Raw genomic sequence first — 22,359 nt, 5'->3', positions numbered from 1 at the left:
TAATAAAGGCCGTCTGAAATCTGATTTTCAGACGGCCTTTTATATGCCGACCTATTCTTTTTTCTCGTGCGGAACATGCCCGCTTTCGGCTTCGATATGCCGTCTGAAGCGCAAACCTGCGGCATGGTAAAACGGATGCGGCGAGAATTGGCGCGATACTTGCGAAGCGAAGATGCAAGTCAGCAGCATCCAAAACAGTAAATTCTGTCCGCCCGTCATTTCCATTACCACCACGGCGGCGGTCAACGGCGATTGGGTCGCAGCGGCAAGGAATGCGGCCATGCAGAGCAAAACTGCAACATTGGACGCGTCGCCCAGTTGCGTGAAAGAAGCCATGTGTTCGCCTATCATCGCGCCGATGGTTAAAGACGGCGTGAAGATACCGCCGGGAATGCCTGCCCAATAGCTGAACACGGTCGCCGCCCATTTTGCGGCGGCCAAGCCGAACGGCGCTTCATACGCGCCTTTGAGTGCAGCGGCGGCTTCGTGATAGCCCGTGCCATAGGTTTTGCCTTGATAAAACGTACCGAGCAACGCCAGCAAAATACCCATCACAAAGGCGACCACCAACAAATGGCGGCGGATGAAACTGCGCCAGCGTACCGGTGCGAATGCCGCCGCGCCGCGATACAAAAAGCTGCCGAACAATCCGCCTGCCACGCCGCAGACGATGCCCGACACCGCGGCCCACATCAGCATGTTTGGCAGCTCATGCCCTTGAAAACCTGAGAAATACGGGTTATTGCCCTGTATCGCCACTTGAATGAAACCGGCTGCCAACACGCCCATCAGGATTTGGCGCTCCCAACGCAAAATCACGCCGCGCCCCAATTCTTCGATGGCAAAGACCACACCGGCCAAAGGCGCGTTAAACGCCGCCGCCAAACCGCCGGCCGCGCCTGCGGCAATCAAATCGTTTTCCTGCATGCCCCTAAACGCCAGCCCGTGCTTTTTACACCACGCGCCCCAAGCGTTCATGACCGCCGCACCCACTTGTACAGACGGCCCTTCCCTGCCGATCGACGCCCCCAAAATCATGCCCAAAAACGTCAGCGGAATCTTAAAAAAGGTTTCGCCCAGACGAATCAGACGGGTTTTCTGTGCGCCATAAGGCAAAGACAAAGAAGCGATGACCTGCGGAATACCGCTGCCGGAAGTGTACGGCGCAAATTTGCGCGTAAACCACGCCAAAAGCGGCAAACCCAGCGGCAAAGCCACCCACGCAAACCACGGATATTTCCCTACCAACAAAGCGTTCCATTCCAAAGCCAAATCCGCCAAGTACGCAAACATCAAAGCCGTCAGGGCAACCAGTGCCGATCCTGCCAGCAAAAACAGAAAGGCAATGCTCTTTTTCGACAGGCGTTTGGTTTGGCGGATTTTGTGGGCGAGGCGCGCTGCCCAAGTTTGGGGAAATTTCATCATAAACACGCAGTCAATGTGTTCAGACGGCCTTGATACTTTTCTCAAAGGCCGTCTGAAAACAAGGATAAAGGTTTTTTAAGAACGGTAATCCGCGTTAATCGATACGTACTCGTGCGACAAATCGCAGGTATAGACAACTGCCTCCGTATCGCCGCGTTGCAAATCGATGCGGACGGTAATTTCCGGGCGGTTCATCACGGCTTGTCCGGCCTCTTCGGTATAGCTTTCCGCGCGGCCGCCGTTTTCGGCTACCAACACGTCATCCAGCCACATTTTCAAAGCATCGACATCCAAGTCTTCAATACCAGCATAGCCGACGGCGGCCAACAGACGGCCCAAGTTCGGGTCGGAGGCAAAGAAAGCGGTTTTTACCAAAGGCGAATGGGCAACGGCATAAGCCACCTTGCGCGCCTCTTCGCGGGTTTTCGCGTTTTGCACTTCAATCGTGATGAACTTGGTCGCGCCCTCGCCATCACGGACAATCGCCTGCGCCAGTTCCAGAGCCAGCGAACCGAGCAAGGCTTTGAGCTGCGCATAGCGCGGATCGGCGGTATTGTCGATTTCGCTCTGACCGCAACGGCCTGTCGCCATAATGACGAAGCTGTCGTTGGTACTGGTATCGCCGTCCACGGTAATCGTATTGAAACTTTCGTCTGCGATTTCTTGCGTCATCAGCTGCAAAATCGGCTGGGACACTTTGGCATCGGTGGCAATAAACGACAACATGGTCGCCATGTTCGGATGAATCATGCCCGAGCCTTTGGCGATGCCGGTGGCGCGGACTGTGTGTTTTTCGCCGACCAAGCCTTGGCGCGAAGCGGCTTTCGGCACAGTGTCCGTCGTCATGATGGCACGCGCCGCGTCCGACCAGAATGCAGGGCGCACTTGCGGCAAAGCGGCCACGATTTTATCCACAGGCAGCGGCTCCAAAATCACGCCGGTCGAAAACGGCATCACCTGATTGGATTGGCAGCCGACCTGTTCCGCCACGGCCGCACACACTTTAATCGCGTCCAGACGGCCTTGTGCGCCGGTACCCGCATTGGCATTGCCCGTATTGACGACCAAGGCACACACGCCGTCTTGGTCAAACAGGTGCGATTTGGCGATATGCACCGGCGCGGCGCAGAAACGGTTTTGCGTAAACACCGCGCCCACCGTATGTCCGCCGCCCAACACCATCAGCGTCAAATCGTCGCGGTCTTGTTGCTTGATGCCGGCGCGACCTGTAAACAGACGGATGCCGTCGATTTCCAACAATTCGTCTGCACGTTTTTCAGTCAAATTTACAACCATATCATTTTCTCCTGTTTTACACTGTTTTCAGACGGCCTAAACGCTATACGCCCAATAAGGGAATCAAGATAGGCACCAATACCGCCGTCAATACGCCGTTGAGCGTCAAGCCCAAGCCGGCATAGGCGGCCATACGGCGGCCGTATTCCAAAGACGCCGCAATCCCCATCGCATGTGAGGCCGTCCCTAAAGACATCCCCACTGAAGAAGGCATGTACAACGCCCCTTTCAACACTTTATATCCGGCCATCTGTCCAAAAAGTCCGGCGATAATCACCGTTGCCGCCGTAATCGCCGGAATACCGCCGACCGACGCCGTGATTTCAATCGCAATCGGGTTGGTCACCGATTTGGAAGCCAACGATAAAACCACATCGCGCGACGCGCCCAGCCATTTGGCGAAATACACGCCCGTAACAATGCCCGTCACGCTGCCCGCCAATTGCGACAACACCACCGGCAACCACTGGCTGCGGATACGGTCCCAATTTCGATAAAGCGGCACGGCCAGCAATACGACCGCCGGTTTCAACCAAAAATCGATAAACTGCGCCGCGTCGTGATACAGCTCGTAATCGATGGCAAATACCTTCAAATACCCCATCAACACCAGCGTGCTGATCAATACCGGATTGCACAAAACGTTTCCCGTGCGCACCCGAATCTGCACCGCCAAAGCATACACGGCCAAAGTCAGAAACAGCATAAGCACGGGCATACGCAACAAATTGTCGATATCGCCCATCACATCAGCCTCCTGACCCATTCATGCACCTTGCCCGTAACCAACAACACGCACACCGTACTGGCGATGGTGGCCGTCAAAATCGAAAACCAGTCGTTTGCAATCACATCCAAATAGCTGATGACGGCCACGCAAGGCGGCACCAAAAACAAAGTCAGGTTCGCCATCAAAATGTCCGCCAGCTCTTCCACCCAAGACAATTTGACCCAGCCGGCCTGAAGCGCGGCAAACAGCAAACCCATGCCGACAATGCTGCCCGGCAGCTTCAACCCCAAAATCCAAACGGCCGCCTCGCCCAAAGTCAGGCAACCCAATACCACCAATAAGGCACGAATAATATTCATTAAGCCGGTTTCTCCCTATCTTTTTCAGACGGCCTCAAAAAATTTATTAATCATTGAATCATATCGTGCCACAGGCCGTCTGAAAAGGGAAGAAACGCCTTCTTTCAAGTTTAATGAAAGATAAGCATGATTGCTCCGGCGGATTGGCTTCGGAGTAGTGAAACCTTTGCCCTGCTTTTGTCTTTAACGGCCGCCGCAAACCGGACAGTCGGGATTGCGCCTCACCCCGTATTGCCGCCATTGTCCGCTCAATGCGTTGTAGGTGGAAAGTTTGCCGTGCGACGGCGTGCCGATACCGAGCAGCACTTTGAGCGCTTCGGCGGCTTGGGTCGTTCCGATAACGCCGACCAAGGGCGAAAAAACGCCGAACAATGCACAAGCGCCGTCGTCGGCTTGTTCGCCGTCAAACAGGCAGGCATAACAAGGCGTATCGGGAAGGTCGGGGCGGTACACGGCGATTTGTCCATCAAAGCGGACGGCCGCGGCGGAAACCAAAGGCGTGCGCGCGGCAACGGCGGCGCGGTTGACCGCCTGGCGTGTGGGATAGTTGTCGGAACAATCAAGGATGATGTCGGCAGCGTTTGCCAATTCGACAAGCCTGGCCTCATCGAGAAATTCGGCCATGGCGGTAATGTGTGTTTGGCTATTGATCTGTTTCAGACGGCCTTGCATGACCAAAGCTTTGTTTTTGCCGATGTCGGCTTCGGTAAACGTGATTTGGCGTTGAAGGTTGGTCTCGTCGATGGTATCGGCATCGGCAATCGTCAGGCGGCCGATACCGGCGGCGGCAAGATACGGCAAGGCCGCCGCACCCAGCCCGCCGCAACCGACAACGAGCGCATGGGCAGCCAAAAGTTTTTCTTGGCCTTCGATACCGATTTCATCCAGCAGGATATGGCGGCTGAACCGCAAAAGTTGTTGATCGTTCATCATAACAATAAGGCCGTCTGAAACCGAATATTCAGACGGCCTGAGTGATTTAGAAATTAATATTTTCGTAGGCGTTGTCAAACAGGAAAGGACGGCCTTCGCTGCTGGTTTCGGATTCGAGGCGGATGCCGCTGAGCATCATATTGCGGTCAACGTCTTTCATCATGTCGTAAACGCTCAAGAGTGCCAAATTGAGGCCGGTCAGGGCTTCGGTGGCAATGCTGCCGTTGCTGTGCGCTTGGACGGTCAATGTGGCCTTCAAGCAGGCCAGCTCGACGTTAATATCGAAATCAACCTGCACGCCGATGATGCGGCCGGGCAGGTGCAGCGGAATCAGATTGCCGCTTTGTTTGATGTTTTGAATGGCGGCAACGCGGGCGATGGTCAGGATGCTTGCCTTTTCGGTTGCATTCTCTATCAACACCCGTACCGCCTGCTGGCTCATGTTGATGGTGCCGACGGCGACGGCGGTGTGTTGCTCAGGAAAATCGGGCTGATTGGGGAATTCGATCATGGGGTTCTCGCCTCTGTTTTGACAGTTAATATTTTACGGCATTTTACAGACACCGGCCACGCGGCGGATACGGACGGCTGTTTTCCGGCTTGAAATGTATCGGACGGCAGCATTGGCAGTTTACAAAAATTTGCTATACAATGGATTCGGGACAAACCCAAATTAACATTTAAATAAGAGAAAAATCATGCAACTGCATATCTTAAACAATCCCAAAGATGCCGCTTTGGCAGCGGATGCGGAATTTTTAAAACAGTCTCTGTTCAATCTGCTGCATGAGGAAGCATCGCCTTTGGTGGTCGAAACCGTTAAGTTGTTATCGACTTCAGACGACAGCGCCGCCTTGATTGAGAAGGTGTTGCCGCAACTGGACGAACAGCAAACCCACGATTTAACCCTGGCCTGCGGCCTGTTCGCACAAATTCTGAACATCGCCGAAGACGTGCACCACGAACGCCGCCGCCAAATCCACGAAGAGGCAGGACACAACAGCGCCGAAGGCAGCCTGACGGAAACCGTGCGCAAGCTCAAAGCCGGAAAAGTCAACGGCAAATCGGTGCAGAAACAACTGGACAACACGGTCGTTACCGCCGTTTTGACCGCGCACCCGACCGAAGTGCAACGCCAAACCGTCTTGAATTTCAACCGCCGCATCCGTGCGCTGCTGCCGCAACGCGAACGCTGCACCAATGCCGAAGCACTGGCCTTGCTGCGCCGCGAAATCGACACCGTCCTTTTGGGCTTGTGGCAGACCAGCGAAACGCGCCACCACAAACTCAGCGTCAACGACGAAATCAACAACGGCGTATCCATCTTCCCGATGAGCTTCTTTGAAGCCCTGCCCAAACTCTACCGCACAATGGAACGCGATTTTCAGACGGCCTATCCTGGCGTCCGCGTTCCGAATATCCTCAAAATCGGCGGCTGGATCGGCGGCGACCGCGACGGCAACCCGTTCGTTTCTGCCGAAACCTTGCGTTTTGCGTTCAGACGGCATGCCGACGCAGTGTTCCGTTTCTATCGTGGCGAACTCGACAAACTCTACCGCGAATTGCCGCTCTCCATCCGCCGCGTCAAAGTCAACGACGATGTAATGGCACTTTCCGCCCAGTCTCCCGATGAAGAAATCGCCCGCACCGAAGAACCCTACCGCCGCGCCATCGCCTACATCATGGCCCGCGCTATGGGTAAGGCACGCTCACTCGGTTTGGGCATGGGCTGCAAATTCGGCTTCCTCGAGCCTTATGCCACGGTCGAAGAGTTCCTCAACGACCTGAAAAAACTGCAACGCTCGCTCCACGAAAACGGCAGCCAACTGCTGGCAGAAGGCCGTCTGGCCGACATTATCCGCAGCGTGTCCGTGTTCGGTTTCCACATGATGCCGCTCGACCTGCGCCAACACGCAGGCAAACATGCCGATGTGGTTGCCGAGCTTTTCCAACACGCAGGCTTGGAAGACTACAACAGCCTGAACGAAGAGCAAAAACAAGCCGCCCTGTTGCGCGAATTGAGCCATCAACGCCCGCTGTACAGCCCGTTCATCACATACAGCGACCATACCCGCCACGAACTGGCGATTTTCAACGAAGCGCGCAAAATCAAAGACGAATTCGGCGAAGATGCCGTGTCGCAAAGCATTATTTCCAACTGCGAACAACCCAGCGACTTGCTCGCCTTGGCATTGCTGCTGAAAGAAAGCGGCCTGTTGACAGTGGAAAACTGCAAACCGCGCAGCCGCATCAATATCGTGCCTCTGTTTGAAACCATCGAAGCGCTCGAAAACGCCTGTCCGGTCATGGAAACCATGTTCCGCCTCGACTGGTATGACGCCCTGCTCGAAAGCCGCGGCAACATCCAAGAAATCATGCTCGGCTACTCCGACTCCAACAAAGACGGCGGCTACGTTACCAGCTCATGGTGTCTGTATCAGGCCGAATTGGGCTTGGTCGAACTCTTCAAAAAATACAATGTCCGCATGCGCCTGTTCCACGGCCGCGGCGGCAGCGTAGGTCGCGGCGGTGGCCCGTCTTACCAAGCCATTTTGGCGCAACCTGCAGGCAGCGTTGCCGGACAAATCCGCATTACTGAGCAAGGCGAAGTCATTACCGCCAAATACGCCGACCCGGGCAATGCCCAACGCAACTTGGAAACCTTGGTTGCCGCGACTTTGGAAGCCAGCATCCTGCCGGACAAAAAAGACCCTGATGCCAAGCTGATGCAGGATTTGTCGGACGTATCGTTCAAATACTACCGCGAACTGATTACCCACCCCGATTTCATTGACTACTTCCTGCAAACCAGCCCGATTCAGGAAATCGCCACCCTCAACCTCGGCAGCCGCCCCGCTAGCCGCAAAACCCTGGCGCGGATTCAGGACTTGCGCGCGATTCCGTGGGTATTCTCCTGGATGCAAAACCGCCTCATGCTGCCGGCTTGGTACGGTTTCGGCAGCGCAGTGGAAACCTTGTGCGAAGGCAAACCCGAAACCCTCGCCGCCCTGCGCGAACACGCCCAAAGCAATCCGTTCTTCCAAGCCATGCTCTCCAATATGGAACAAGTGATGGCGAAAACCGACATCACTTTGGCGGAAAACTATGCCGGCTTGAGCGAATCGCCCGATAAAGCAAAAGTCATCTTCGGCATGATCAAGGAAGAATACCAACGCAGCCGCAAAGCACTGCTCGACCTGCTGCAAACCGAAGAGCTTCTGCGCGACAACCGCAGCCTCGCCCGTTCGCTTGCCTTGAGGATTCCATACCTGAATGCCCTCAACGGCCTGCAAGTCGCCATGCTCAAACGCCTGCGCAAAGAGCCCGACAATCCGCACGCCCTGCTGATGGTTCACTTGACCATCAACGGCGTGGCGCAAGGTTTGCGTAATACCGGTTAATGCAGTACGGAAAAAAGGCCGTCTGAAATAGTTTTCAGACGGCCTTTTTATGATGAACATACACCAGCATTGCGGCTGTTTTGAGTGCCTCCACAATATGCTATAATCCGCCGTTAAACTTTTATCTTTTCAGGAAAAACCATGAGTTTGAAATGCGGCATCGTCGGCCTGCCCAACGTAGGCAAATCTACCCTATTTAACGCGCTGACCCAATCGGGTATCGAAGCGGCAAACTATCCTTTCTGTACCATCGAACCCAACGTCGGCATCGTTGAAGTCCCCGATCCGCGCATGGCCGAATTGGCAAAAATCGTCAATCCGCAAAAAATGCAGCCTGCCATCGTCGAATTCGTCGACATCGCCGGTTTGGTCGCAGGCGCGAGCAAAGGCGAAGGCTTGGGCAACCAGTTCCTCGCCAACATCCGCGAAACCGACGCCATCGTCAACGTTGTGCGCTGCTTTGACGACGACAACATCGTCCACGTTGCAGGCAAAGTCGATCCGATTGCCGACATCGAAACCATCGGTACCGAATTGGCACTTGCCGACCTCGCCAGCGTCGAAAAAGCCATCGTCCGCGAAGAAAAACGCGCCCGCTCAGGCGACAAAGACGCGCAAAAACTGGTCGAGCTGTGCAAAAAACTGCTGCCGCATCTGGATGAAGGCAAACCCGTCCGCTCCTTCGGTTTGGACGCGGAAGAACTCGCCATGCTCAAACCGCTGTTCCTGCTGACTGCCAAACCCGCCATGTACGTCGGCAACGTTTCCGAAGACGGTTTTGAAAACAATCCGCACCTCGACCGCCTGAAAGAATTGGCTGAAAAAGAAAACGCGCCGGTTGTGGCTGTTTGCGCCGCGATGGAAAGCGAAATCGCCGAATTGGAAGACGACGAAAAAGCCGAGTTCCTCGCCGAAATGGGCTTGGAAGAACCGGGCCTGAACCGCCTGATTCGTGCCGGCTACGACCTCTTGGGCCTGCAAACCTACTTTACCGCCGGTGTTAAAGAAGTCCGAGCCTGGACCATCCACAAAGGCGACACTGCGCCGCAAGCTGCCGGCGTCATTCACACCGACTTTGAACGCGGCTTCATCCGCGCCCAAGTTATCTCCTACGAAGACTTCATCGCTTTAGGCGGCGAAGCCAAGGCCAAAGAAGCCGGCAAAATGCGTGTAGAAGGAAAAGAATACGTCGTACAAGACGGCGATGTGATGCACTTCCTGTTTAACGTATAAACCCGGTAAAACGCTTTTTCAGACGGCCTTTTCTAAGATTAAGGCCGTCTGAATTTATTTTCAGACGGTCTCACGTCTTGAAATATCAAAAAAACAAGACATTATCTCCATAATAAATACGGGCATGGCCCGTAATTTTTCTCTCTTTAAATCTCTCATCTCTTGCCAACACCTTACCTAAAAATAGCGTAAGGTTACATCATCAATAACAATATCATTGATATGACAATAAATAATTAAACAATACCACATCGTATTGATTCATTATAAAAACAACATATTAAATATTATGTTGAAACTATCAACTTTATTCCTACTCTAATCCATTACTATTCAAACGCATATCATCAGCAATCATTCTAAGAAGGCAAACAAACTGCCCTGTTCCGACAAACGATGGCCGACCTCCGAAATGCTGCCATTCTCGGCAGGAATCACTTTTCAGACGACGCCATTAATATAAAATTTATTAAAATCAAAATATTATGAGCAAAGTTTTATCTTACCGCCCAGATATTGATACATTGCGTGCCGTTGCTGTTCTATCCGTTGTCGTTTTCCATATTGAAAAAAACTGGCTGCCTGGCGGCTTTCTTGGTGTTGATATCTTTTTTGTCATTTCCGGCTTTCTGATCACGATGATTATCCATCGTGAAATGAGCAGCAGGATTTTCTCGTTCAAAAAGTTTTACATCCGCCGTATCAAGCGGATACTGCCCGCATTTTTTACCGTATTGGCGGCAACGCTGATATGCGGCTTTCTTTTATTCACCAAAGATGATTTTTCCCTTTTATGGAGGACGGCACTGTCCACCTTGGGGTTCATCTCCAATATCTTTTTTGCAAAAGGTCAGGGCTATTTCGATCCCATACAAGAAGAAAAACCTTTGCTTCACATTTGGTCTTTATCGGTCGAAGAACAATATTATTTCGTCTTTCCGATATTGCTGTTACTGGTGGTCCGCAAAAGCTGGCGCACTCAGTTTGCCTTCCTTATCACGCTATGCGTATTCAGCATTTTGGCTTCTTTTATACCGACTTCGCTGGATAAATATTACCTGCCCCATCTGCGCGCCTGCGAAATGCTAATCGGCTCATTAACAGCCGTGTGGATGCAATATCGGCAACAACAAGGGCTGGATACCGGCAAACCATATGCGGCGGCAGGCGCATTGCTTTCCGTCTGCGTACTGTTTGCCTGCCTGTTTGCCTATACGGAAAAAACCGCCTATTTCCCGGGGCCTGCCGCCATCATTCCTTGTTTGGCCGCCGCCGCATTCATTTATTTCAATCAATTTGAACACCGGCTGAAACAATTCTTCCAATGGAAGATTACCGTCGGCATAGGCTTGATTTCCTATTCGCTGTATCTGTGGCATTGGCCTGTATTGGCTTTTATGAGATACATCGGTTCAAACAATCTGCCTTCGTATTCGACTGCGGTCGCGATTGTCTTAATGTTTGCACTCTCTCTGCTTTCTTATTATTTTGTCGAGAAACCGTTTAAAAAGTGGAAAGGCTCTTTTGCCCAATCTGTTACATGGGTTTATGCCGTCCCCATGCTTGTTTTGGCCATAACGCCTTTTCTTGCCATGAAGCTTCCGTTTATGGAGCAATACGACCGTATGGGATTGGCGCGTTCCTACACTTCTTGCCACAACAATACCGACAAACAATGTGTTTGGGGCGATACCGACAAACAGCCGGAATTACTGATTCTAGGCGATTCGCATGCCGACCAATATAAAACGTTTTTTGATACCGTCGGCAAAAAAGAAAAATGGTCGGCAACGATGGTTACTGCGGACAGTTGTGCCTATGTAGAAGGTTATGCCGCGCCCATATTCAAGCAAAACGCCTCCTGCCGTGCCGTTTATGAGTATGCCAAAGAGCATATGCCCCAATACTCAAAAGTGCTTTTGGCCATGCGCTGGGGCAGCCAAATGCCTGAAAACAGTCACTCCCTTGCTTACGATGCCGATTTTTTCAAAAAATTCGACCTTATGTTGCAAAAACTTTCTTCGGAAAAACAAGTGGTTTACCTGATGCTGGACAACCCTAATCTATCCTACAACGGTTTGCGCGCCTATATTTTGTCTTACCGCATACCGGGATTTAATCAAAATCTTGTTATTGATGAACAAAACACTTTTAAAGGAAACGAACGCATCAAAAAATTAGCCGAAAAATATGCCAATGTGTATATTATCGATGCCACCGCCTATATTCCTCAGAATTTCAAAATCAACGGATTGCCGGTTTATTCCGATAGAGACCACATCAACCCCTACGGCGGCAGAGAACTGGCCAAGCGTTTTTCTGAAAAACACACGCTTCTTCAGTAAGCCATAGCCATTCATCCGATGAAATTTGCTACAATTAGCAGTTTGTAAAACTGCTAATTTTTTTGGAAGACATCAATGAGCGTCATCAAAGACCTACAATCGCGTGGCTTAATCGCGCAAACTACCGACATCGAAGCCTTAGACGCTTTGCTAAACGAACAAAAAATTTCCCTCTATTGCGGTTTTGACCCGACGGCCGACAGCCTGCACATCGGCCACTTGCTGCCTGTATTGGCATTGCGCCGTTTCCAACAAGCCGGCCATACGCCGATTGCTTTGGTGGGCGGCGCGACCGGTATGATCGGCGACCCAAGCTTTAAAGCGACAGAACGCAGCTTGAATTCCGCCGAAACCGTTGCCGGCTGGGTAGAAAGCATCCGCAACCAATTGACCCCTTTCTTAAGCTTTGAAGGCGATAACGCGGCTATTATGGCCAACAACGCCGACTGGTTCGGCAGCATGAACTGCCTCGACTTCCTGCGCGACATCGGCAAGCATTTCTCCGTCAACGCCATGTTGAACAAAGAGTCCGTCAAACAGCGTATCGAGCGCGACGACGTGGGCATTTCCTTTACCGAATTCGCCTACTCCCTGCTTCAAGGCTACGACTTTGCCGAATTGAACAAACGTCATGGCGCAGTTTTGGAAATCGGCGGTTCCGACCAATGGGGCAACATCACCGCCGGTATCGACTTGACCCGCCGCCTGCACCAAAAACAAGTATTCGGCCTGACCCTGCCTTTGGTCACCAAATCAGACGGCACCAAATTCGGCAAAACCGAAGGCGGCGCGGTATGGCTGAACGCGAAGAAAACTTCTCCGTATCAGTTCTACCAATTCTGGCTAAAAGTGGCTGATGCCGATGTGTATAAATTCCTGAAATACTTTACCTTCCTGTCTATCGAAGAAATCGATACTATCGAAGCGAAAGACAAAGCCAGCGGCACCAAGCCAGAAGCGCAACGCATTCTCGCCGAAGAAATGACCCGCCTGATTCACGGCGAAGAAGCCCTTGCCGCCGCCCAACGCATTTCAGAAAGCCTGTTTGCCGAAGACCAAAGCCATCTTACCGAAAGCGACTTCGAGCAGCTGGCACTCGACGGCCTGCCGACTTTTGAAGTTTCCGAGAGCCTCAACGTGGTGGAGACTTTGGTGAAAACCGGTTTGGCATCTTCCAACAAAGAAGCGCGCGGTTTTGTCAACAGCAAAGCGGTTTTGCTCAACGGCAAACCTGCCGAAGCCAACAATCCGAACCATGCCGCTGAAAAACCTGACGATGCCTATATGCTGACCGACGAACACAAACGTTTCGGCAAATACACCATCGTCCGCCGCGGCAAACGCAACCACGCTTTGTTGGTTTGGAAATAATCTTTAAACATTAAACGCATCGTTGAAAACAATCATGCCGTCTGAAATCAGCCACGCTTTTTTCAGACGGCATTTTCTATTGATGATATTCAGTTTTCCCAAAAAGAAAGGGCAGGTTTTACACCTGCCCTTCTATTAAATAATCTAATTTTTTAAGCAACTTTTATCGCGCGATTACTGCAAACGCTCATTTTCTTGACGGACGGCATTCACCACGTCCGCACCAAACAAAGCGTTGACATCGGTTTCATCAAACACATATTTGCTATGGCAGAAATCGCAGTCAATTTGAATGCTGCCTTGTTCCGCCACCACGCCGCCGACTTCCTGACCGCCAAGCATCAACAGCATATCGCTGACTTTGCCGCGGGAGCAGGTGCAGGCAAATTCAATGGCTTCCGGTTCAAAAACGCGGGGCGGGGTTTCATGGTAAAGGCGGTAAAGGGCGTGATGCGCGTCCAAACCGGTCAATTCTTGCGGAGTAAGCGTTTGCGCAAGCGTGGTCACATGTTCCCACGCGGCATCATCCAATTCTTCTTCCGGCAGACGTTGCAGCAATAATGCGCCCGCGGCGTGGTCGTCTGCGGCAAGCGTAATATAGGTATCGAGCTGCTCGGAACGTTTCATATAGTTGACCAGCATTTGCGCAATGCTGTCGCCTTCCAGTGGGACAACACCTTGCCAAGGGTCGGCATCTTTAGGCTGATGGGTCAAAACGAATACGCTGTTTTCGCCCAACAGCGCAGTCAGGCTTTCGTCATCACGGATTTCAGCAGTTTCGTCCCAACGGGCAGTAGCGCGGACAGTATTTTCAGAAGTCGCTTCCACCACCAACATTTTCAGACGGCCCTGACCTTGAACTTGAACAATCAGCGTGCCTTCGTTTTTAAGGTTGGCAGACAATAAAGAGCCGGCGGCCAGCAACTCGCCCAAAGCGCGGCGGATGGCGACAGGATAATGTTTTTGGTTAACAATGTGTTGCCAAACCTTTTCAAGGCGGATGTGCATACCGCGGATGGGCATATCGTCGAAGATAAAGCGTGTACGGATATCGCTGTGATTTTGTGTCATGTCAGTCTCTGAAAATAAATCAATGAATGCCGCTTATATGGTTGCAGCGGCGGATAAATCAAGCGAAACCGCGCCTGATGTTTTTCTAGTTCTTTTGGAAACAAGGGTTTAACGCAAAATAACAGCAGTTTTTTTGCCAAAAAGACAGTTTTTTAATACAATCAAGCAGATAACAAGAGAATGATACGGGATAACATCTCAGAAACCGGCAATGTGCCTGCAATCGGCAGGGAATGCCTTCTGAAACGGAAGTTTTTATAATGAATTTTTTACTCCGGCTCGCAGCAGTTTGGACTTCGGTCGCCATGCTTGCGAGCGTCAATTTTTCTTACGCCGATGATTTGGAAAACCTGATTACCACCCGTCAGCGTGTTTTAAACCAATTCAACGACAATGCCAATGTTTACGGCAATACGCGTCAGGCAACCCCTGTCCATCCCACCAATACCTATCCTGCCGCAAGCAACAATACGCGCGCACCTTCGGGCAACGCAGATGAGTTAATCGGCAGCGCCATGGGCTTGCTCGGCGTGGCCTACCGCTACGGCGGCACATCGGCTTCCACCGGCTTTGACTGCAGCGGCTTTATGCAACACATCTTTAAACGCGCCATGGGCCTGAACCTGCCGCGCACTTCTGCCGAACAAGCGCAAATGGGCGTTGCCGTGAGCCGTTCCGAATTGCAGCCGGGCGACATGGTCTTTTTCCGCACCATGGGTCGCGGCCGTATTTCCCACGTCGGCCTCTACATCGGCAACAACAATTTCATTCACGCACCGAGGACGGGCAAACGTATCGAAATTACCAGCCTCGGCCACAAATATTGGAGCGCGAAATACGCCTTCGGCCGCCGTGTGAAGAAAAACGATCCTTCCCGTTTCTTAAACTGAGGTGAGCTATGGCAATGCCGCAAATGCCCAAATGGTATGACGACGACGGTCAGATCGTTTCCTGTACCGAAAAAGTCAAAGTCATGACCGAAAACTTGAACGAACTCTACCAAATGGCGCAGGACGCTTTTGAAGACGCTCTGCTGATGGGTTGCTCCGAAAAACAGTTGCGCGAATACTTCCGCGACTTAATGGCCGGGCTGGAAAACCCTTATCAAAAAAACGGTTAGTGATTCGATCCATACAAAAAAAGGCCGTCTGAAAATTTTTCAGACGGCCTTTTTTATCGGGTAATTGCCCTATTCTATTTCTAACATTCCACCACGCGCACGGATACGGGGACGGCTTTTTTCTGCAAGGTAACGGCCAGGCCGGCGAGTGAGGTTTCTTTGTAGGTTACCTTCATGTCGCGGCCGGTTTGCAGCATGGTTTGAATCACTTCATCAAGTGAAACTTTTTTGTCTGTGCCGTCTTCCAAAAGCGCAAGCGTGGCGAGCTTGAGGGCTTTTTCGGCAGCAATGCCGTTGCGCTCGATACAGGGGATTTGTACCAAGCCGCCGACAGGGTCGCAGGTCAGGCCCAAGTGGTGTTCCATGGCCATTTCGGCGGCGTTTTCCACTTGTTTCGGGGTTCCGCCGATAACTTCGGCGTATGCCCCCGCCGCCATGGAACACGCTACGCCGACTTCGCCTTGGCAGCCGACGTCCGCGCCGGAAATCGATGCGTTGGTTTTGTACAAAATGCCGATGGCGCCGGCAGTCAGCAGGAAGTCTTCAACACGCGATTGGTTGGCGTGCGGATTAAATTTGCGGAAATAGTGCAAGACGGCAGGAATAATGCCTGCCGCGCCGTTGGTCGGTGCGGTTACGACGCGGCCGCCGGCGGCATTTTCTTCGTTGACCGCCATGGCGTACACCATCGGCCAAAGTTGGGTATTGACGATTTCACTCTCGCGCAGGACTTTGAGTTTGGCCGCCAACTGCGGCGCGCGGCGGCGTACGTTCAAGCCGCCCGGCAATTGCCCTTCCGCATCCAAGCCGCGCTTAATGCAGTTTTCCATCACATCGGCTACGGCGGCCACCCGGCGGCGAACTTCCGCTTCATCGCAACCTGCCAACGCTGCTTCATTGGCCAACACGACTTCGGAAATATTCAACTGGTTCAGACGGCATTGTGCCAGCAACTCGTCGCAGTTTTTGTATGGATACGGCACATCGGCATTTTCCTGCACCTCTTGTGCAAACCCTTCGTCTGTAACGACAAAACCGCCGCCAACCGAATAATAAATCTGCTCTTTCAGCTTCAGGCCGTCTGAATGGTAGGCGATAAAGTTCAAACCGTTCGGATGTTTGGGCAACACTTTGTCGCCGCGGATATCCAAATCTTTTTCGGGATTGAAGGCCATTTCGCGGCCGTTGAGTTTTAAAACGTGTTGCGTGCGAATGCGTTCCAAGCGTTGAGGGATGTCTGCCAGCGGAATATCGTGCGGCAGACTGCCTTCCAAACCGAGCAATAATGCGTCGAATGTGCCGTGTCCGATACCGGTCAAGGCAAGCGAGCCGTACACTTCAATGACAATGCGCGCCACTTGTGTATCCAAGTTTTCGGCATGCAGCAAATCGGCAAAGGCGGCCGCGGCCTTCATCGGGCCGACGGTGTGCGAACTGGACGGGCCGATGCCGATTTTGAAAATATCAAAGATGCTGATCATAATTTTCCTATTATTGTGTGTGCGGGCTGTGTTTTTCAGACGGCCTTAAGGCCTAAAGAGGAATTTTGTGCGCCGCTTGCCAATGCAAGTACCAAATGTCCGACAGTCATCAAAGGGTCGCCTGCTTCCGGCGAGGTGTATTTCAGCGTCAGCGGTTTTTTACGCAAGGGTTCGTAATGACTGACTTCACACTGTGAGGCCTCTAAACTTGTGGAACCGGCGCGGTATCTGTATGCCAACAGCCGTAAATCGTTCAAGTCCATCTTCATGCCGTTGTCCAACAATTCGCGCAACTGGTTTTCCCAGGCAATATCGTTGCTTCCGTCTTTGATGGCAATCAAGATGGACTTTTCGAGGATTTTTTTGATGTGCTGGTTCAAGGAGCGGATTGGAAAATGCCCCAGCCACAACAAATCGGTCTCCGCAAATTGGGCGGAAAAATGCTCGATAAACCAGGAATGCAAACCTCGATAATCCGGCGAATGAAACAGGGTTGATTTAACCTTGTTGCCATCTTTATCCAACATGTAATGACAGCCGATAATCACGCTGCAAGATTCAGCAGCCCATCTGGGGATAATGACTTTGGGGGTAAAGAGCGTTTCGAGGCGTTGCTCGGTAAATTGAGTGGTGAAATCGGGGTTGTATTGCAACGATGTCGGCAAATAGCCGCGCCAAAGGTACATGCCGATCCTGTTTTCGCTGATGACATCCAAAAGTTGTTCCAGCATGATACGGCTAGGACATGAAATAAATTCGTCCGCATCCAGCGGAAAAACGAAATCTATCGCTTCGTCTTTTGCTACAAGCTGCTTCATAAGCAGGTTTACCAATTGCTCTTGATTGTACTTGAGCGCTTGATATTGATAGATAAATATCGGCAAACCTTCTTCTTTCAATTGAATCAGGATTTCCCTTGTTCCATCGCTGCTGCCGTGATCGATGATGTGCATTTCATCCATCAGCTCGAGATTATGACGGACAAACGATTCGATCACGTCGTTTTCGTTGCGCACCATGCTGATGCTGATTAGTTTTTTTCCCATAAATTATGCAATGTATTGATAGGTTTTAATCATTTTTCAGACGGCCTTGATCCAGCCGGCAATGCGTTTTTCAATCGCTTCGGCACTCAAACCCAAGTCGTCCAACAGTTTTTTCGGGTCACCGTGTTCGGTAACTTTGTCTTCTACACCCAACAGCAACACCGGTTTGCAGATGCCGTGTTTCGCCAACACTTCCAACACCGCGCTACCTGCGCCGCCTTGTTCGGCGTTTTCTTCGGCGGTAACGATGTAATCGTGGCTTCGGGCGAGACGGACAATCAGCTCTTCGTCTATCGGTTTGACAAAGCGCATATCAGCAACGGTCGCATTCAGCTTGTCGGCGGCGGTCAATGATGGGGCAACCATGCTGCCAAAGGCGATAACGGCAATTTTACTGCCTTCGCGACGGATGATGCCTTTACCGATTTCAACGATTTCCAGGCCGTCTGAAACGGTTGCTCCCGTGCCCGTACCGCGCGGATAACGGACGGCGGACGGAGAGTTTGCCTGATAGCAGGTTGAGAGCAGCAGGCGGCATTCGTTTTCATCGCTTGGTGCGGCAATAATCATGTTCGGCACACAGCGCAAAAAGCTCAAGTCGTACAAACCGGCATGGGTCGGGCCGTCTGCACCGACAATGCCTGCGCGGTCGATGGCGAACAAAACAGGCAGGTTTTGCAAGGCAACGTCGTGTACCAACTGGTCGTAAGCGCGTTGCAGGAAAGTGGAGTAAATCGCCACGACAGGCTTGATGCCTTCGCACGCCAAACCGCCGGCAAAGGTAACGGCGTGTTGCTCGGCGATACCGACGTCGAAATAGCGGTCGGGGAATTGCTGTTCAAACTCAACCAAGCCGCTGCCCTCGCGCATGGCTGGCGTGATGGCAACCAAACGCTCGTCCGCCTCCGCTTGGTCGCACAGCCATTGGCCGAACACTTGCGTATAAGTCGGTTTGGACGCGGCAGGTTTCACTTCCGGGGCAGGCACTTCGCTCGGCAGTTTGGCGACAGCGTGGTATTTGACAGGGTCGTTTTCGGCGAATTTGTAGCCGTTGCCTTTTTTGGTGATGACGTGCAGCAACTGAGGGCCTTTGCGGCCGCGCAAGTCTTTTAATACGTCCACCAAATTTTCAATGTTGTGGCCGTCCACCGGGCCGGTATAGCGGAAACCGAAGTTTTCAAACAAAGACAGCGACTGCTTGGCGTGCTCCGCTTCGCCTGCCAAGGTTTTGATTTTGTTTTCGACTTTTTGGGCAAGTTCCATCGCGCCGGGCAATTTGTCCAACACTTTGCTCGATTGGGCTTTGATGGTGCTCAACAGGCCGTGCATATCGCGCACGACGTTGCTGGCGAGGTATTTCGGCAGCGCGCCGACATTGGGGGAAATCGACATTTCGTTGTCGTTGAGGATGACCAGCAAATCGACATCCATATCGCCTGCGCAGTTCAGGGCCTCAAACGCCTGACCCGCCGTCATGGCGCCGTCGCCGATGATGGCGACGCTGCGGCGGTTGTTGCCCAACTGTTTGTCCGCAACGGCCATGCCCAAAGCCGCGCCGATGGATGTGGAAGAATGGCCCACGCCAAACGCGTCGTATTCCGACTCGCTGCGTTTCGGAAAACCGGCCAAACCGCCGTATTGGCGCATGGTATGCATTTGATTTTTGCGGCCGGTGAGGATTTTGTGCGGATAGCTTTGATGGCCGACATCCCAGACCAAATGGTCTTCGGGCGTGTCGTACACATAATGCAGCGCCACCGTCAGCTCGACCGCGCCCAAGTTGCTGGCGAAATGGCCGCCCGTCTTACCGACGGAATCCAACAGAAATTCGCGCAATTCGGCGGCGACTTGCGGCAGCTGTTTTTTCTCCAGACGGCGCAAGTCCTGAGGCGTATCGATCATATCGAGCAAAGGGCTTGGGTTCATGATTTTTGGCGGTGATTTTTTGTGTAACGGACGATTATATCAAGAGATTGCACAACTTGTTACAAATGCTTTCAGACGGCCCGAACCTTTATCCTTTATAATACTGCCAACTGAAAACACAAGGCCGTCTGAAATGACCCAAAACGCAAACAACCTCTGCTGGCTCGATATGGAAATGACCGGCCTCAACCCGGAACACGACCGCATTATCGAAGTCGCCATGATCATTACCGACTCCGATTTGAACGTACTGGCGCAATCGGACGTTTACGTCATCCACCAAAGCGACGAATTGCTTGACAGCATGGATGAATGGAACACCGCCACCCACGGCCGTACCGGTCTGACCCAACGCGTACGCGAATCCAAACTGACCGAAGCCGAAGTCGAGCAAAACCTGCTGGACTTCATGTCCGCATGGATACCTGAGAAATCCACGCCCATGTGCGGCAACTCCATCCATCAAGACCGCCGCTTCATGGTCAAATACATGCCGCGTTTGGAAGCCTATTTCCACTACCGCAACTTAGACGTATCCACGCTGAAAGAATTGGCCAAACGCTGGAATCCGGCCGTTGCCAAAAGCGTAGTCAAACGCGGTTCGCACAAGGCATTGGACGACATCCTCGAAAGTATCGAAGAAATGCACCATTATCGCGAGCATTTCCTCAAACTCCCTTCCGAACAATAATCCCAAGGCCGTCTGAAACCGGTTTGACACCGTTCATACGGCCTGATCGGCTTCCTTCATCTCATGAAAATCACCAAAATCTTTACCTTCGATTCCTCGCACATGCTCGACGGGCATGACGGCAAGTGCCAAAACCTGCACGGCCACACCTACAAACTCGAAATCACCGTCTCCGCGCCCGTTATCCAAGGCGGCGCAAAAGACGGCATGGTGATGGACTTTACCGACCTGAAAGCCATCGTCAAACAACACATTACCGACCCGTTCGACCATGCCTTCATCTATCACGGCGACAACGAACGCGAAAGCCAAATCGCCGCGCTTTTGGAAGGCTGGAACATGAAAACCCTGCGTCTGCCCTGCCGCACCACCGCCGAAAACATGAGCGTAGAAATGTATGGCCGTCTGAAAAACGCCGGTGTCAAAGTATGCAGCGTAAAATTATGGGAAACGCCGACTTCGTGTGCGGAATATGAAGGGGAATAAACCGCCATCCTGTATTTTTTTAGACGGCCTGTTCCCATAAATACCTCATACACTAAACATCAAAAGGAATCTTCATGAAACTCCTCTCCACCCTCCTCGTCCTCTTCGTCGCTGTCGAACATTTCTACATCGCCTGGCTCGAAATGACACAAATCCCAAGCGAAAAAGCGTCAGAGCTGTTCAACATGCCTTACGAATTTATGGAACAAAAACGCGTACAAACCCTGTTTTCCAACCAAGGCCTGTACAACGGCTTCCTTGCCATCGGCTTGGTATGGGCACGCTTTGCCGCACCCGACAACGCCGTTTACGGCGCGACCATCCTATTCCTCGGCTTCGTCCTCATCGCCGCCGCATGGGGCGCGTTTTCATCCGGCAACAAAGGCATTTTGTTCAAACAAGGCTTGCCGGCATTTTTGGCCGCTGCAGCCGTCATTGCCGCTTAAGCACACACCAGCCATTCTTTCCTATTGAGCTGACAAAAAGAATGGCTGCCTCAACCTATTTCTCAAAACGCTTCACGACAACAATTCAATCCCGCACACCTAATATTCATGACCATTCACATCACACCGAACAATCCCCAATACCGCATTGTCGAAATTTTTGAAAGCCTGCAAGGTGAAGGCTGGAACACAGGTATGCCCGCCGTTTTCATCCGTTTGGGCAAATGCAATCTCGCGTGCAGCTGGTGCGATACCGACTACCTCAAATTCGGCATGATGAGCCTTTCCGATATTTTGGGCCGTCTGAAAACCTACACGGCGCGCAATATCATTATTACCGGCGGCGAACCCACCATCCAACCGCATTTGAATACCCTGCTCAACGCACTCAAAGCCGAAGGTTATTTTCTGTGTATCGAAACCAACGGTCTCAACCCCGCTCCGCCGCAAATCGACTACGTTGCCACCAGTCCCAAAGCCTGTTACGCCGCCAAATATGAAAAAAGCTGCATCGAAAAAGCAGACGAAGTGCGCATTGTCGCTGACGGCGAAGTCATTGCGTTTTGTCAGGAAATGGAACGCAAAATCCGCGCCCGACATTACTACCTCTCGCCTTGCGAACAAGACGGCGCGATGAATATCTACGACACCATCCGCCAAATCGGCGTGTTAAACAGCCGAGCCGACGCCCCCGTCCATTGGCAACTGAGCGTGCAAACGCATAAATGGGCAGGAATAGAATAATTCGTTTAAAATCAATCAAAAATTAAACCTTTACAAAATATTGAATGTAAATACCATTTGATATTCGACCAAATGCACTACTGGCAAAGCGCTCAGGCCGTCTGAAACCCTATTTCAGACGGCCTTTTTTTGTTACAAACCTCTTGACCGATTACATAAGATTACGTAAAGTGTGCAACAGTTTTCATAAATTGGTAAAACCAATTTACCTGATAACTGACCGCATCTGAGGATGCAAATATCTATTCGAAAAAC

The 22,359-nt window shown here is 51.9% G+C and carries 20 protein-coding genes; 10 read left to right on the top strand and 10 right to left on the bottom strand.

Annotated features, from left to right (window positions below; all coding sequences use genetic code 11):
- Positions 1–51: 51 nt before the first annotated feature.
- The 6 genes from HMPREF2551_RS01030 to HMPREF2551_RS01005 all read right to left on the bottom strand — a co-directional run bounded on the left by HMPREF2551_RS01030 (position 52) and on the right by HMPREF2551_RS01005 (position 5,254).
- Positions 52–1,422, bottom strand: a complete 1,371-nt coding sequence (locus tag HMPREF2551_RS01030; RefSeq protein WP_083323092.1) for a chloride channel protein — start codon at positions 1,420–1,422, stop codon at positions 52–54.
- A gap of 78 nt (positions 1,423–1,500) precedes the next feature.
- On the bottom strand, positions 1,501–2,721 hold the full coding sequence (argJ, locus tag HMPREF2551_RS01025) for a bifunctional glutamate N-acetyltransferase/amino-acid acetyltransferase ArgJ (protein ID WP_070836815.1): 1,221 nt from the start codon (positions 2,719–2,721) through the stop codon (positions 1,501–1,503).
- A 43-nt stretch (positions 2,722–2,764) separates the two neighbouring features.
- On the bottom strand, positions 2,765–3,457 hold the full coding sequence (locus HMPREF2551_RS01020) for an LrgB family protein (RefSeq protein WP_107831957.1): 693 nt from the start codon (positions 3,455–3,457) through the stop codon (positions 2,765–2,767).
- Positions 3,458–3,465: 8 nt separating this feature from the next.
- Positions 3,466–3,810 (bottom strand): CidA/LrgA family protein, encoded by a 345-nt coding sequence (locus tag HMPREF2551_RS01015; RefSeq protein WP_049322516.1) that lies wholly within the window; start codon positions 3,808–3,810, stop codon positions 3,466–3,468.
- A gap of 183 nt (positions 3,811–3,993) precedes the next feature.
- A complete protein-coding gene (locus HMPREF2551_RS01010) occupies positions 3,994–4,740 on the bottom strand; it encodes a HesA/MoeB/ThiF family protein (protein WP_210400277.1) in 747 nt (248 codons plus the stop codon).
- A gap of 49 nt (positions 4,741–4,789) precedes the next feature.
- Positions 4,790–5,254: a cyclic pyranopterin monophosphate synthase MoaC gene (locus HMPREF2551_RS01005; RefSeq protein WP_070646624.1), complete on the bottom strand. Its 465-nt coding sequence runs from the start codon at positions 5,252–5,254 to the stop codon at positions 4,790–4,792.
- Positions 5,255–5,441: 187 nt separating this feature from the next.
- Between HMPREF2551_RS01005 and ppc the strand changes: the two genes are divergently transcribed.
- The 4 genes from ppc (at position 5,442) to tyrS (ending at position 13,093) form a co-directional block, all read left to right on the top strand.
- A complete protein-coding gene (gene ppc / locus HMPREF2551_RS01000) occupies positions 5,442–8,144 on the top strand; it encodes a phosphoenolpyruvate carboxylase (protein WP_070836813.1) in 2,703 nt (900 codons plus the stop codon).
- Between the two features lie 141 nt (positions 8,145–8,285).
- Positions 8,286–9,377, top strand: a complete 1,092-nt coding sequence (ychF, locus tag HMPREF2551_RS00995) for a redox-regulated ATPase YchF (RefSeq protein WP_003748877.1) — start codon at positions 8,286–8,288, stop codon at positions 9,375–9,377.
- Positions 9,378–9,862: 485 nt separating this feature from the next.
- Positions 9,863–11,722 (top strand): acyltransferase family protein, encoded by a 1,860-nt coding sequence (locus HMPREF2551_RS00990; protein WP_070836812.1) that lies wholly within the window; start codon positions 9,863–9,865, stop codon positions 11,720–11,722.
- Between the two features lie 75 nt (positions 11,723–11,797).
- A complete protein-coding gene (gene tyrS, locus HMPREF2551_RS00985; RefSeq protein ID WP_070836811.1) occupies positions 11,798–13,093 on the top strand; it encodes a tyrosine--tRNA ligase in 1,296 nt (431 codons plus the stop codon).
- Between the two features lie 174 nt (positions 13,094–13,267).
- Here tyrS and hslO read toward each other — a convergent pair whose 3' ends face one another.
- Entirely contained in the window at positions 13,268–14,164 is an 897-nt protein-coding gene (gene hslO / locus HMPREF2551_RS00980) for an Hsp33 family molecular chaperone HslO (protein ID WP_049336392.1), read from the bottom strand.
- A gap of 260 nt (positions 14,165–14,424) precedes the next feature.
- On the opposite strand from hslO, the gene HMPREF2551_RS00975 reads away from it, so the two are divergent.
- Complete coding sequence (locus HMPREF2551_RS00975) at positions 14,425–15,054, top strand: C40 family peptidase (RefSeq protein WP_036492914.1); 630 nt, start codon at positions 14,425–14,427, stop codon at positions 15,052–15,054.
- Positions 15,055–15,062: 8 nt separating this feature from the next.
- Complete coding sequence (locus tag HMPREF2551_RS00970) at positions 15,063–15,284, top strand: hypothetical protein (protein ID WP_036492912.1); 222 nt, start codon at positions 15,063–15,065, stop codon at positions 15,282–15,284.
- 80 nt (positions 15,285–15,364) lie between these two features.
- Here HMPREF2551_RS00970 and HMPREF2551_RS00965 read toward each other — a convergent pair whose 3' ends face one another.
- The 3 genes from HMPREF2551_RS00965 to dxs are packed head-to-tail and all read right to left on the bottom strand — an operon-like array spanning position 15,365 to position 19,737.
- Positions 15,365–16,765: an L-serine ammonia-lyase gene (locus HMPREF2551_RS00965; protein ID WP_070836810.1), complete on the bottom strand. Its 1,401-nt coding sequence runs from the start codon at positions 16,763–16,765 to the stop codon at positions 15,365–15,367.
- A 35-nt stretch (positions 16,766–16,800) separates the two neighbouring features.
- Entirely contained in the window at positions 16,801–17,811 is a 1,011-nt protein-coding gene (locus tag HMPREF2551_RS00960) for a glycosyltransferase family 2 protein (RefSeq protein ID WP_070836809.1), read from the bottom strand.
- A gap of 36 nt (positions 17,812–17,847) precedes the next feature.
- Positions 17,848–19,737 (bottom strand): 1-deoxy-D-xylulose-5-phosphate synthase, encoded by a 1,890-nt coding sequence (gene dxs / locus HMPREF2551_RS00955; protein WP_070836808.1) that lies wholly within the window; start codon positions 19,735–19,737, stop codon positions 17,848–17,850.
- Positions 19,738–19,870: 133 nt separating this feature from the next.
- Between dxs and orn the strand changes: the two genes are divergently transcribed.
- The 4 genes from orn to HMPREF2551_RS00935 all read left to right on the top strand — a co-directional run bounded on the left by orn (position 19,871) and on the right by HMPREF2551_RS00935 (position 22,104).
- The gene (gene orn / locus HMPREF2551_RS00950; RefSeq protein WP_070836807.1) at positions 19,871–20,428 is read left to right on the top strand and encodes an oligoribonuclease; all 558 of its coding nucleotides are present in this window, start codon (positions 19,871–19,873) and stop codon (positions 20,426–20,428) included.
- Positions 20,429–20,491: 63 nt separating this feature from the next.
- Positions 20,492–20,914, top strand: a complete 423-nt coding sequence (gene queD / locus HMPREF2551_RS00945; RefSeq protein WP_036492897.1) for a 6-carboxytetrahydropterin synthase QueD — start codon at positions 20,492–20,494, stop codon at positions 20,912–20,914.
- Between the two features lie 74 nt (positions 20,915–20,988).
- A complete protein-coding gene (locus HMPREF2551_RS00940; RefSeq protein ID WP_049359223.1) occupies positions 20,989–21,360 on the top strand; it encodes a DUF1304 domain-containing protein in 372 nt (123 codons plus the stop codon).
- Between the two features lie 108 nt (positions 21,361–21,468).
- On the top strand, positions 21,469–22,104 hold the full coding sequence (locus tag HMPREF2551_RS00935; RefSeq protein ID WP_070836806.1) for a 7-carboxy-7-deazaguanine synthase QueE: 636 nt from the start codon (positions 21,469–21,471) through the stop codon (positions 22,102–22,104).
- Positions 22,105–22,359: the final 255 nt, after the last annotated feature.

This window comes from Neisseria sp. HMSC066H01, assembly GCF_001837375.1.
Lineage (GTDB): Bacteria > Pseudomonadota > Gammaproteobacteria > Burkholderiales > Neisseriaceae > Neisseria.
This window is presented reverse-complemented; position numbering and strand designations above follow the sequence as displayed.